14 protein-coding genes are annotated in these 12,358 nt (G+C 40.0%); 12 read left to right on the forward strand and 2 right to left on the reverse strand.

Annotation, left to right across the window (positions count from 1 at the left end):
* Positions 1-8: 8 nt before the first annotated feature.
* Both KDK19_RS20495 and KDK19_RS20500 read right to left on the reverse strand, forming a co-directional pair.
* Entirely contained in the window at positions 9-464 is a 456-nt protein-coding gene (locus tag KDK19_RS20495; RefSeq protein WP_257292821.1) for a hypothetical protein, read from the reverse strand.
* A gap of 28 nt (positions 465-492) precedes the next feature.
* Positions 493-1,725, reverse strand: coding sequence for a hypothetical protein (locus KDK19_RS20500; protein ID WP_257292822.1), 1,233 nt, complete (start codon positions 1,723-1,725; stop codon positions 493-495).
* A gap of 88 nt (positions 1,726-1,813) precedes the next feature.
* Here KDK19_RS20500 and KDK19_RS20505 point away from each other — a divergent pair, with 88 nt between their 5' ends.
* From KDK19_RS20505 to KDK19_RS20560, 12 genes are all read left to right on the forward strand, one after another.
* Positions 1,814-3,367 (forward strand): hypothetical protein, encoded by a 1,554-nt coding sequence (locus KDK19_RS20505; protein ID WP_257292823.1) that lies wholly within the window; start codon positions 1,814-1,816, stop codon positions 3,365-3,367.
* An 11-nt stretch (positions 3,368-3,378) separates the two neighbouring features.
* Positions 3,379-4,005, forward strand: a complete 627-nt coding sequence (locus tag KDK19_RS20510) for a hypothetical protein (protein ID WP_257292824.1) — start codon at positions 3,379-3,381, stop codon at positions 4,003-4,005.
* A gap of 8 nt (positions 4,006-4,013) precedes the next feature.
* A complete protein-coding gene (locus KDK19_RS20515) occupies positions 4,014-4,640 on the forward strand; it encodes a hypothetical protein (RefSeq protein WP_257292825.1) in 627 nt (208 codons plus the stop codon).
* A 2-nt stretch (positions 4,641-4,642) separates the two neighbouring features.
* Entirely contained in the window at positions 4,643-5,263 is a 621-nt protein-coding gene (locus KDK19_RS20520) for a hypothetical protein (RefSeq protein ID WP_257292826.1), read from the forward strand.
* Between the two features lie 7 nt (positions 5,264-5,270).
* A complete protein-coding gene (locus KDK19_RS20525; RefSeq protein ID WP_257292827.1) occupies positions 5,271-5,888 on the forward strand; it encodes a hypothetical protein in 618 nt (205 codons plus the stop codon).
* A 12-nt stretch (positions 5,889-5,900) separates the two neighbouring features.
* Positions 5,901-6,434: a hypothetical protein gene (locus KDK19_RS20530; protein ID WP_257292828.1), complete on the forward strand. Its 534-nt coding sequence runs from the start codon at positions 5,901-5,903 to the stop codon at positions 6,432-6,434.
* Complete coding sequence (locus tag KDK19_RS20535) at positions 6,434-7,000, forward strand: hypothetical protein (protein ID WP_257292829.1); 567 nt, start codon at positions 6,434-6,436, stop codon at positions 6,998-7,000. Before KDK19_RS20530 ends, KDK19_RS20535 begins: the two co-directional genes overlap by 1 nt.
* 1 nt (position 7,001) lies before the next feature.
* Positions 7,002-7,532, forward strand: coding sequence for a hypothetical protein (locus KDK19_RS20540; protein ID WP_257292830.1), 531 nt, complete (start codon positions 7,002-7,004; stop codon positions 7,530-7,532).
* On the forward strand, positions 7,529-9,763 hold the full coding sequence (locus KDK19_RS20545; RefSeq protein WP_257292831.1) for a hypothetical protein: 2,235 nt from the start codon (positions 7,529-7,531) through the stop codon (positions 9,761-9,763). The genes KDK19_RS20540 and KDK19_RS20545 overlap by 4 nt, the downstream gene beginning before the upstream one ends.
* A gap of 2 nt (positions 9,764-9,765) precedes the next feature.
* Positions 9,766-11,262 (forward strand): tail fiber domain-containing protein, encoded by a 1,497-nt coding sequence (locus KDK19_RS20550; RefSeq protein ID WP_257292832.1) that lies wholly within the window; start codon positions 9,766-9,768, stop codon positions 11,260-11,262.
* An 88-nt stretch (positions 11,263-11,350) separates the two neighbouring features.
* Positions 11,351-11,806, forward strand: coding sequence for a DUF29 domain-containing protein (locus KDK19_RS20555; RefSeq protein ID WP_257292833.1), 456 nt, complete (start codon positions 11,351-11,353; stop codon positions 11,804-11,806).
* An 8-nt stretch (positions 11,807-11,814) separates the two neighbouring features.
* Positions 11,815-12,270, forward strand: coding sequence for a DUF29 domain-containing protein (locus tag KDK19_RS20560; RefSeq protein ID WP_257292834.1), 456 nt, complete (start codon positions 11,815-11,817; stop codon positions 12,268-12,270).
* Positions 12,271-12,358 lie beyond the last annotated feature (88 nt).

Raw genomic sequence — 12,358 nt, forward strand, 5'->3', positions numbered from 1 at the left:
CCCTACCTTTATTGCAGTGTTTGCTGGGCATTGCCAATAAATGAAGGTTCCATGTTAACTTGAAATTGTACCATAGGTGTAATTTCAGCACAATAATATTGTTTAATATATTCTTGCCACCACCTGATATGCAATTCTGAATCCCTTTGATCTATCATCTCATTGATATACATTCTTAACATATCTTCCCGATGACCACTGGCTACCCAGCAACGATATTCAGTAAATAATCGATCAAATAATCGATCCAGTAAAAAATAAGTCGCCGTTGAATCATTAACATAATGCATTAATAATTCTGTCACTTCATCCGAATGAATATAGGCTCTTGAAGCAATGACCAACCCATGCACATTGGCTATGGTCATATCACCATAACTATCCTCGGATATAGTTTCGGCTGTGGTAATTTCTGAAACGCTAACACATTCATTGGATTTAACACGCTTTGTTATTTTTCTCAACAGTTTCCTGCATATATTCATCAGTCTGTTACTCTTTATTGGCTAACAGTTGTGTAAATCTGGGCCTCTGGTGAAAGACTCTGGCAGCGGTTTCTCGATTAACAGTAGCCCATACTTTATTTTTCCAATCAGTGGTATTGTGGTGTAGCGAACTTAGCGGCTGTGCACTAGTCTCTATAAATAGTTGATCTGTGTGTAAAAAGACAATAAAGTTCATTATATCTCCCCACATCCCTTGTAACACACCCTCGGGTTGCTCATGTATCTCCCAAACCCCAGGCAACTCAGTGGCTTGTAAATGTTGACTCTGGATAAATACATTAGTGTTTTCAAGAGTGATAAAAAAGCAATTTGGGTTAGTGAAAAACGCGCTAAGATTCTGATCATCATACAAACGGTTAGTGTTAATACCCTCTGATAATGGATGCTCTACATCAATACCCTCATAGGCAAATCTATTTTTAGTTTGCTGATAATGTTCCAATACAGGCATTTTGCGAGTATCAAGTTTAACTATATCAACATCCGTTTGTTCCAATACGTTTCCGGTTATATTTAAATAACCATTGGCTACCATAAACAAAGTGCGATCACTAATATTTTCAGCTAACTTAAAATAGATAGATTCTCTTAAAGGCTGTCTTTGTGTATTAGGATAAATAATATCTTCTTGTTTGATTGGCCAGCATTTTATTTTACCCACATTAGTAAAATCAATAATGGTTACTTCAGTATCTTGATAATAACTTTGTCGATTACAAGCGCCTAGGACATAAATACCATATTCAGTTAACAGTGTTGGATAAACAAGACCGTTAACCGCCACTAGTATATACTCATACCTCTGGGCATAATCAGTATCATCGCGAGTTAATAATAAGTCATTGGCTTCTGAGTTTATTACATGTACATCAGGATGTACACCATGATTGGTGGGTAAACAATTCCAACCCGCCTCAAAGGCATCGTATTGAGTCAGCTTACCTTTTATACCCGTATCAGTAATGCTATCACGAAGAGGTAGGGAACGATCACCATTGTAACTAAGAAACTCTGGAATCGTCAGAGTTCTACCGCGTATTTGATCTTCGATATCATCAAGATAAAGCTCGCCCTGTTCATCAGTGATACTGTGTTTAAGTGTTAATCGAATATCAACATAGGACTGCATAAGTACAAATAAAGAAGTGCCATAATGAGTATTGTCTAGATCTACCCACTGCTTATTAATGCGGGCGATACCCTTGATTAATTGGTACATATTGTTTTCCTATTGTATGATTAAGTAAAAAAGCGGAGCAGTTACGGATAGACTGCGCCATAAAAAGGTCAATGGAAGGACGACGGCTATGGATATCAGCTACGCCTTTGACGAAACCGGTCAGGCACCTGCCAATCGTGTCTTTAACGAAGCACACACCCTCACAAGCGCCAATGGGTTTAATTATCAATTTATTGTTCCCAGAATGGCACCCTTCTTTACATACAATCTAAAAGTTATTCATGTTGCAACAGATCGTGAGTTAGCGCTTGGTATTGACTATACGCTTACTCATAAATTTAAGTTAGGTACAGAGCAGTTAGGTACTTCTTTGTATGGAAGTATTACCTTTTTAGATAAAAATCTCAATGGTGAGGTTCAAGTTACCTACCAGACTTTAGGTGGTGATTTTATTCTGGATGAAGAGCTGGCTTTGATTATGCTAACCAGTGACCTTATTGGTCATCGGTTGGTTAATTGGGAAGACATTGCCCAAACACCGGCCACTTTCCCACCTATACACCATCAGCATCAGCAAGATAATTTCATGGGGCTTGATGAGGTTGTTACTGCCCTTAATGCTATTCGTGATTATGTCTCGGGTATAACACACCCTGATCATCATCATACCTTTGCTGCTATTGATGGTTTACAAGAGGTACTTGATACTAAAGTGCCTAGAGTTGGAGCACTCTCGTATCTACCCACGCCTAGCCATCAATACCCAACGGGGCATACTGGTCCTTTAACCTTGGAGTTACCCAGAGTCACCAGTGAGACCCGTGTTACGCTTATGATGTTAGTGCAAGATGCGGATCAATCGTTTACCCTTTATGTTGATGGCGATCTTTTGCCACACACGGTTGTAACTGAAGGTCAAGTTATTACCAATGTTCATGCTTATGGCAGCCCCAATATACCCATTAATAATATTCAGTTTGCCTACAATCTCGACGGTCGTGCGGTTATTTATATTGGCGAGACAGGTGATGTATGGACTAAGCCACAGATAGCCGTTATTAACGCACTCTCCAGCACTGAAGCGGCTGAGGAAGTCAGTGGGGTTTATAAGTTTGGCACGGCGCTAACTGGTTTTGGTGATCAGACTCTGATTTACCGATCAGCTACCCTGCGAGATATTGAAAACTCCGGCAGCGCCTCAACTGCGGCAATAGATGCCCTGGAGCAACAGATAGATCAAGATCTGAATGATCTATTAACTAACCTGACGGCCACTATTGATGGTAATAAACAAGCTTTAGAGCTAGCTGATCAAAACCTATCGGATAGAATAGATGCCCTTGTGTTAGTCGATCAGGGGATCATTACTAGAGTTGATGCACTTGAGTCTGCTGATACTGGTTTATCCAATCGAATTGGTCTACTGGAGACAGAGGATCAAGGCATCAATACCCGATTGGATAATCTGGAGCTTGAAGATCAGGGTATTAAAGGTCGGTTAGATACTTTAGAGGCTTCTGATAGTGCTGTGGTTGCTCAAGTCAATACCAATACTGGGCAAATTGCATCCCTTGTTACAGCGGATTCACTAATAACACAAAAGAATACTGAGCAGGATGATCGCCTTAGAAAAGTTCGACTCAATACCATATTAGGCGAAACTGTATTTGACATTATTTAAAGGATGAAATAATGCCTACTTTTGATGAATTAAGTACCTCATTGCGAGATGTAATAGAAACCAGATCTCAAGACCCAACCACCAGTGCTGAGGACTTGTTGCTTTTATCTAAATCTTTGGCTGAACTAAATACTATTCGACCCAAAGAAGGACTGGTGTTATTTGATCAGGGTGTTAACTTGTCTGATAATATTTTAGCCGATGGCACTGAGTTTCCAATCACAATAACAACCACAGGGGTATTACCTGATAATGCCAAGTATGCATTTGTGCATATTGAATCTTTTTCTGAAATACCCGCAGCTGGCTCGGATGGATTTTTCATACTAGCAGGCCCGACAGCTGAGTCAGTAGCTAATAAGGGTTATATAGTTGATATTACCAATATTAACAATTCAGTTGATGCTGCAAATACAGCGATACCTCCTGTAGTTATCAACATGTATACGGGTAACTATGGCGCACCCTCACAGCAAGACCCCAATGTTTCTATTGATAATAATCATTATTTTGGTTACCATAATCGGGTACTAATACCTTTAGATTCAGTAACGGGTGAGTTTGTTATTAATGCTGATTATTTAGAGAGGGTATTTCAACTGAGAATTATCACCCACTGCCTTGGTTATTATGCTTAGGAGGCGTTATGGCTAGTGATCAAGAATTAAGTCAAGCCTTACTGGATCAGCTCGATCAACAACTGGATCGGGATTTATCGATTGAAGAATTATTACTGGCATCATCCAGTTTAAAAGAGTGTCATGATATTTTAGCGCCTAAAATGGCTAAGGTACATATGTTCGATGGGCCTGTGCCTATATTCGCAAAGCGCTGGACAGTTGATGTGGGGCCTTTACCCAGTATGATTCGCCAACCTTTGTATCGACCAGCTAATGTACCCGATAGTGCTTCTGGATTAATTTTAAACGTGGCTTATGCCAATAGCCATGGTCGTCATGCGTATTTTCAAATAGGGGCAACCCTTAATGATGAAGATTGGCTGTATTCTGTTCAGGCAGAGGACATTGGCCTTAGTAATAATCTCGTTAATAACCCTGAATTATTATCCGGACATGTAGTTGTATCCTTATTTGCCAATAATCCTGGTCCAGGTGAACATGAACACACCTGGACCAATTTTGGACAATTTGAAAATACACTGATGGTGCCCTTTAACGATAAGGGCTATATTGAGTTAGAAATGGGTAGAGGTGCTGAACAACCCATGATACTCAGTATGGGCGTTTGGTGTGTCGGCTATTTGGAGAGTTGATTATGGCAACGCTTAAAGAAGTCCGTAATAAGCTAATTGATGCCTTTACCACTAAAGCAACCAATGAAGCGTTGATTGGCGAAGAGTTGGTTATGGTTAGTAAAGCAATGGCCGCTATTAAGGATATGGATAGGAAAGATCAGGGAGTATTCCTTTTTGATACACCAAGATTATTATTTAATACTTTTAATAATAGTGAGTTGAGGTTTCAAGAAGTTATTCAGCGTCCTGATTTTATACCAGATACCGCTAAGGGTTTAATTTTAAATCTAGGCTATGTGTCATTAAGTTCTGATCACAATCAAATTGTTATGGGTCCGAATTTAACTTCTGATTGGAGCGATGCCAGTTATACCTTTGATATGGACTTTCAACCCGCTTATACAGCCGTTAATGTGGCACTGAACCCAGAGTTGGTTAAAGGACATGTCGTTCTCGTAAAATTGGGCGATGATTATAGCATCAACGACCATAGACACCATTATACTCAAAATGGAACCTTCTATAATAGCTTGCACGTACCTTTAGCTGAAGATGGTAGTTTTAGATTAATGGTTGGTTATCTTACTAATAATACCGATGGTCAAGCGGTTATCATTCACTGCATTGGTTATTATCAATGAGGCGATTATGGCAACACTTAATGATTTAACACTTTTGCTTCAAGATAAAATCAACGACAGACTGAGTCAGTCCCCTGAGGAAGAAGAAGTATTATTGTTAACTAAAACCCTGACTTCACTGACGGATAATGCACCAGCTGCTGGTCTTATACATATGCTTGATACGCCAATAAATATATTCATGGAACAATGGACAAGTGCCGATGAAATGAAAAATGTGTCGATTGATGCCCCAGCTCAAGTACCTAAAGAAGCGGTTGGATTAATTTTAAATGTGGCTTATGCCAGTGAGTATATGGACTTTATGGTATTCGTTTTTGGTGGCACTAAATATCATATACACGATCCCAGTAAACATGCGATTGCTCATTATGTATTCAATTTTAGTGAATTACGTAATCTGATCTTTTACCCAGAAACATTATACTCACCCCTTAGGGTTAATGCCTTTGGTGAAAACTATTTAAATACTGACCACACACACAATTACGTCAATTACGGGTACTGGTCTAATTCAATGTATTGTCCTCTTGATCGCAATAATCAATTTTTATTTCATACCGGAGGCAAGCATCGTTTGGATAACATGGCACTGGGTGTCTGGTGCACTGGCTATATTACTTAAAAGGATTTAATAATGGCAACCCTTAGTGAGCTTAGAGAAAGCTTAAAAAATAAAATTGACACTTTCTTAAGTGGCACCATTAATGTACAGGATAGTTTATTATTATCCAAAGCATTGGCTGCTCTTAAGATCACTGAAGAAAAGGCAGCTACTTTAGCTGAAACAGTAGCGGGTACTTTAAACACTGTGTTTGTAACGCCACAAACTATGCGCTGGGGGTTTCAGTATTCCTTTGGCACGAGTGCTGGCTATATCTTTTTTCCTGATTGGTTGATGGGATTTGGGTTTCAATGGGTCTATAACCCTCCTGGGGTAGTATCGGGTATAGCGACTATCAATTTACCTATCACCTATCCAAATCAGTTGTTTGGCGCAGTGGTTTTGGAATCAGGAGGTATTTCCAACGGCATTGTCGCTCCCATAAGTACCGTCGTTGATTTTAATAACAGTACATTATCCACTGTAATTATTGGTTGTTATGATATTTCAACGCAGGCAACGCGAGCCATTGGCTGGACGCCTCTTTTACTGACTTGGGGACGCTGATGAATTATTTATTGGATACAGAAACTATATCAGTATTCTTCTCTAATGATAACAATGCTCCTGAGCATTGCGTTGAGCTAGATAAAGATACTTATAAAAAATTTTATTTAGATGCCCCGCCTGAGGGTAAGTGTCGTGGCATAATTGGGGGTAAACTGACTTGGGTGGATAAGACTCCAGTGCTGGTAGAAGATATGTTTCTTTATCACATGGAAGTACTTAAAGCTAATTTTGAAGCTAAGAACGCCCAGCTGATGCGCTGGTATCCAGATAGTGAGCGCAGTACCTGGTCCACCCAAAGAGAGCAGCTCAGTGCTTATCGTAAGGATACCGATGCGTCTGTACCTTTACTGAGTCAGCTAGCAGCGCTTCGGGGTGTTTCATTAGATGATTTCTGTACCGCCTTAGAAGCTCGTATTGAGGATCACGATACCAAGCTCGCACCAGTGCTGGCTGCTTTTCAACTTAAACGGGATGAGTTGTTTAACATTTTTAACAATGCTCAGCTGCTGGATGATGAAAAACGACAACTGATCACTGACATGGATTTGTCACTGGAGGGCTAAGATGGCCACGTTAGATGAGGCAAGGACTGCTGTTCTGACAGCTATAGATACATTATTGAGCGCGCCAATAGACTCTTCTGAAGATGCTATACTTTTGGCAAAGTCTATAGAAACTCTGACTAAAAGCATTAATGCAGAGGGGAGTATTAGCCTAGGCGATGCTATAGCTAGCTTTATTGAGAAGACTAACGATAATATAGTTTCTGCCAATACACGTTGGAATCCGGGGTTTGCGATATCTTTTGGCACCAATGCTAACTACGCCAGTGTACATTACTCTAGTGTTAGCAATGTTGTTGATCTTTCCTTTTATGGCAATGCCAGTGCTTTTGTGTTTAAAGACAATCTTGGTAATGTCATGTATACTCTGGCTAAAGATGGCTTTAAAGCAACCCATGGTAATCTAGGCACCACACCGGTGGTAGAAACTCAGCAGAAGGGTATTAAGGTTGCCCAGTCCATTCAGTTTGATGATAAGGCTGAAATTAGCTGGAATGCTGATATGGAAGGTCTGGAGTTTAAGCTGCTATGATTATCAAAAATAAAGATGACCCAGTAGTTGAGGTCAGTAACCTCATTGAAGCTACTAACTCAAGTACTGTGGTTGATAAACATCAGGTCATTGCACTTAATAGCACATCCAATGCTATCTCGCTATTGGTCGATAATAATGAGCTATACTCAGTCACTGACCCAGCTCAAAAAGGTATTCATCTTATCACCTTAAATAATGTTGAGCTAACTATTGCCCAAAGTGAGATTTACGATGTTCAAGGTCAGCTCGATGGCGATAGTGTTGATGATCTTGATCGTCTGGTGATAAGACTCAATGGTCTGGCTAAAGACGAATTATTTGTTTTACTAGCTATGGGTACCATTAATACAAACTCAGCGCTTGATACTGCGATGGAGTCCTTGTATTCTATAAATTGGCCAAAGGTAGCTAAATCCAGTAATCCTAATGGTATTGCTTATGGGGCTGTAGGTGTGGGTCAAAGAGGCATTATCAGCGAAAGACTCGTCGATGACCACCTGGGTTCTGTGCTTAGCTATGAAATTAATTATCCGGGTATTGATCGTTTTGGTGAGAATGGTTTTGGTCCTGTTACTTTTATTGAAGCTATTGATAATATCGGTAATTCTGATTATTTGTTTTATAACAGGGTGTTCAGTGAATTCCAACCTCAACAGGATACTTGGCTTAGGCTAACCTGTGAGTTGCGAGTCAGTGATGACAGACATAATGCTTCAGGTCAGTGTGGGTTAATTTTACACGGTCAGGAACCCTTTTTAACCCGCTCAATAGAAAGAGGTTATTTCTCTGATAATACTTTGTGGGAAAAAATTGAGCTTATTTATCCTCTTGATAATAAACAAAGTATTACACCTCCGCAAATATCTATTTTTGCTTATCCTGATAATATCGATGTGGGTAATTGCTATATTAAAAATGTGCAATTACAAAGAATGGCTATGCCTAATTTCCAAATCGAAGGTTATATGGAAACCGATCCTAAGCTTTTTAACAATATTGAGGTGTTAGAAGTATTAGCCAGTAGTCTCCCTGAGTCAGCCTCAGGGGCTGCTAATGGTGCTTGGGATACTATTTATCTGGGTGATAGTACTATCTTTGAACCAGGTGATTGGCTTAGAGCCACTGCTGAGATAAGAGTTGATCAGGCAAGGCAGGATGCCGGTGGTTATACTTTTTTAAATATCTACGAGCAGGCAGATGGTGGGCCTATTGGACATCAGAACTATGCTTATTCTAATAGTACTGACTGGGAGGCGGTTGAGTTTTTTTATTATGTCAGCACTAATGTCAGCAAGTTATACGTTTCACCTTTTAAACACCAAGCTATTATTACTGAAGGTCAATCCTATATCAGAAATTTGGTAGTCAGTAGAATCAAACCTGTTTTATCAGAAAACAGAACTATGTTACAAACAGAGCAGAGTTTGTATGCCTTTAAGTTTTGGGAGAATGACTTCCCACTGAGTTACTTGCAAAATAATGCGCTACAATGGTCCAGTGCTTTTAACCGGGGCGGTTTTAAAGGTAATGTATCAGCTTCAGACTTAAGGCATGGTATGACTGCTAAGCCAATTCGTTTTGGTAATCGCACTATTGAGCCCGGTGTTGAGGGGTTTGAGCTGGGTACTAACGGTGACAGTGTTAGTGTCGATATTAATGCGTCTAGTGATTTATTTTTAATTGACCCTACGAAACTGTACTTTACGTCGGTTTGGTGTCGTGTTGAACATTACGGGGGTATTCGTAGTCGCATTTATTTTGGTTGTCGCGGTGAAAATGATACGTCATTGACTTTTACTTTTCGTGATGGTAGCCGCGATACCTATACATTTGGGTATTTTCAATACCATGATATTAATGCTCCCAAAGAACAGTACCGATGGCAATTAGAGCACGGATTTTTGGTTCCTTGGGATTGGGATTCAACTCAGATAGCTGAGTTATACGCACAGTACGATAGTTGGATGTCTGAACCTAAAGTGCAAACTGCATTGTCGATAACGCCAGAATATATTAGAGCACAAGCAGGCATGCCTATTACATCGGTAATTCAGGTAAACCCTGAAACCCCATGGGTCCAAATAATCTGTCTTGATTATTACAGTTCCGGTAATCGCCGTAGTCAATGGGCATATCCTTCTTTAATAGAATTGCCTACTGATCCAATAGTACTAAAAGATTTCACTTTTGACAGTGGTTTAAATGCGCCTAATTTCAAGGAAGATTAATTATGGCTGAATTAAAACAAGGCTCTACTGTAGCTGGCCACCCCATTATTCATGAAGGTAATTTTAACCGTGCTTGGGGTGGTGAATATTTAGAAGCTACTATATCTAAAGATCAGTGGTTGCCAGTAGCTTATACTGAGTCTGAAACCTTTTATCGCTCAAGTATATCGCTGGAGTTTGCTATACTGGGCGTTAACATATCGGTAAACGGCGAGCTGTTGGCAGAGGCCATGCAGACAACCAACGCTAGTCGACCTATGATTATTGGTCGTCTATTCTCACATAGCGCAGATTTGATCAATCATAACTATCAAGTTCAGGTAATGGTTGAATACCGAGTTACTGAGGATGACGATGTGGGTCCCGTTCGTTCCAGAGGATTCAGGGTTAGCATTAGATATATCGACGGACTTGTAGTCGGTGATACCGCTAACATTCGTGTCAGGTTAAAAAATCCGATTAACGGCGTTGCTTGGAATCTACTGGCCGGTATAGCGCCCCCCATGCCTACGTTTACTCACGACACTGTTGCAACTTTATTACGTTCAGGACATACCAGTACCGAGGGCTATTTAATACAAGGGTCTCGGTTTTTAAGGGATGGTAGCAATAATCTCAGCGATCTTTCTCCCTTTCCAGGTTTTTTTATTAGTGGTGCAACCGACGGCGGCGGCATGAAGTATATTGGTAACTCCGATGCTGACACTAACTCAAAACTAACTTTTATTACTTGGGATAATAGCAATGAGTTTTTTCAATGGCGGCACTATCCAACGGGTGTTAGTTTTTTAAATGATGATACTGATCCAAGTATTGAAGATTGGATGACCCTTAAGCGCAATGAGTTAACAGTAGGCGATAATACGCTTCTTCAAGATAGTACGTTATCGGTTACCTCGCACAACAACCACACTTCCAGAATACATGCCTGTGGAGTTCTGAGTGGGGGTCAGGCCAGCGGCTTATTGTACGCAGGTCAGGATTTGCTGTATGGTGTTGGTCTTTTTTATAATGGCGATGACAATAATGAGTTTGGTGATGCTGATCACTGGTATTTACATAGACGTAGTGATGGTGTTGACTATCAGCTACTCTCTGGTTTTGTTAATAGCAATAATATCTCTGCCTCGGGCACTATTACTCAGGGTTCTGATATCAGGCTTAAAGAAAACATAGAGACGATTACGGATGCTCGTGAAGTGCTGTTAAGTTGGCGAGGTGTGTCTTTTATTCAAAAATCAGACAAGTCTGAGATGGTTGGTTTGATTGCTGATGAGGTTGAGAAAACAGCACCTAGGCTGATCCAGACCGATGCTAAAGGCTATAAGTCTTTGGCCTACTCTAACACCATAGCCTATGTTGTAGAAGCTTATAGGGAGCTTGATGGGCTCTTAGAAGACGAGCGTAAAAAGGTGAGTGCTTTGGAAGAATCTGTGGAGACATTGCAATCACAGCTAGTTGGTGCATTAGCCCGCATTGAGGCTTTGGAAGCAAAATAATTGGGGAGGGCTTAGGCCCTCCTTTTTTTTTTGTATGTTTTTATATCCCATCACTAATTATTTGCCTGTAAACTTAACTGGAGTTAGTATGAAAAATAATTTATACGATAGTGACTATTATAGCTGGACTTATCAGCAATTAGAATTAATTAAACAAAGGCGTTTTGATGATCTTGATATCGAGAACTTACTTGAGGAAATAGAAGACATGGGTAAGTCTCGATATCGTGCCTTAAAAAGTGCTTTAAAAGAGCTGCTATTACATCAGTTGAAATGGCAAAAACAATCACAAGAAGATGATCTACACGTTATGGATGAGTGGTACCGTAGCTGGAGAGTTAGTATTAAAAAACAACGCCGTAAAGTTAATGAGGAGCTTGATGAAAATCCTGGATTACAGTCTAAGTTAAATGAAATATTGGTTAAAGCTTATAAGTTGGCTAGGGAAGAAGCGGGTGATGACCTGAATTGTAAAATTAATGATTTTCCCCCAAAGTGTCCATGGTCATACGAGCAAATAATGACTGAGGATTGGTTACCTTAGGAGAAACTATGAATAGTTTGTATGAACGCGATTTTTACAGTTGGACCTGCCAGCAGGCCAAGCTATTGAAAGAGGGTAAACTTAATGAATTGGATATTGAGAACCTGTTGGAGGAAGTAGAAACAATGGGTAGGAGTGAGTATAAGACTCTGAAAAATTGTTTGAAACAACTATTGCTCCATTTACTGAAATGGCAAAAGCAATCGCAGAATAAAGATGGTATGCACGATATAAATGAGTGGTATCGTAGTTGGAAAGTTACCGTTAATACGCAGCGATTTGATGTCGAGGAGGAGTTGGAGGAGAATCCAGGATTACAACCTAAGCTTGATGAAATACTGGTTAAAGCTTATCAGAATGCCCGTAGAAAAGCAGCGGATGACCTGAGGTGTCATGTTAAAGACTTTCCCACTGAGTGTCCTTGGACCTATAAACAGATTATGACTAAAGACTGGTTACCTTAGGAGTGTGTTATGAAAAATAATTTATACGATAGTGATTTTTACACTTGGTCTTTAGAACAAGCACAACTATTGCGTGAAGGTAAACTTA

Origin of the sequence: Endozoicomonas sp. ONNA1, from assembly GCF_024606325.1 — a bacterium.
Classification (GTDB): Bacteria; Pseudomonadota; Gammaproteobacteria; order Pseudomonadales; family Endozoicomonadaceae; genus Endozoicomonas_A.

What these genes read in the sequence shown, in the direction of transcription:
- KDK19_RS20500 (WP_257292822.1), bottom strand. Translation starts at nt 1,725, where the DNA reads ATGTACCAATTAATCAAGGGTATCGCCCGCATTAATAAGCAGTGGGTA.
- KDK19_RS20505 (WP_257292823.1), top strand. Translation starts at nt 1,814, where the DNA reads ATGGATATCAGCTACGCCTTTGACGAAACCGGTCAGGCACCTGCCAAT.
- KDK19_RS20510 (WP_257292824.1), top strand. Translation starts at nt 3,379, where the DNA reads ATGCCTACTTTTGATGAATTAAGTACCTCATTGCGAGATGTAATAGAA.
- KDK19_RS20515 (WP_257292825.1), top strand. Translation starts at nt 4,014, where the DNA reads ATGGCTAGTGATCAAGAATTAAGTCAAGCCTTACTGGATCAGCTCGAT.
- KDK19_RS20520 (WP_257292826.1), top strand. Translation starts at nt 4,643, where the DNA reads ATGGCAACGCTTAAAGAAGTCCGTAATAAGCTAATTGATGCCTTTACC.
- KDK19_RS20525 (WP_257292827.1), top strand. Translation starts at nt 5,271, where the DNA reads ATGGCAACACTTAATGATTTAACACTTTTGCTTCAAGATAAAATCAAC.
- KDK19_RS20530 (WP_257292828.1), top strand. Translation starts at nt 5,901, where the DNA reads ATGGCAACCCTTAGTGAGCTTAGAGAAAGCTTAAAAAATAAAATTGAC.
- KDK19_RS20535 (WP_257292829.1), top strand. Translation starts at nt 6,434, where the DNA reads ATGAATTATTTATTGGATACAGAAACTATATCAGTATTCTTCTCTAAT.
- KDK19_RS20540 (WP_257292830.1), top strand. Translation starts at nt 7,002, where the DNA reads ATGGCCACGTTAGATGAGGCAAGGACTGCTGTTCTGACAGCTATAGAT.
- KDK19_RS20545 (WP_257292831.1), top strand. Translation starts at nt 7,529, where the DNA reads ATGATTATCAAAAATAAAGATGACCCAGTAGTTGAGGTCAGTAACCTC.
- KDK19_RS20550 (WP_257292832.1), top strand. Translation starts at nt 9,766, where the DNA reads ATGGCTGAATTAAAACAAGGCTCTACTGTAGCTGGCCACCCCATTATT.
- KDK19_RS20555 (WP_257292833.1), top strand. Translation starts at nt 11,351, where the DNA reads ATGAAAAATAATTTATACGATAGTGACTATTATAGCTGGACTTATCAG.
- KDK19_RS20560 (WP_257292834.1), top strand. Translation starts at nt 11,815, where the DNA reads ATGAATAGTTTGTATGAACGCGATTTTTACAGTTGGACCTGCCAGCAG.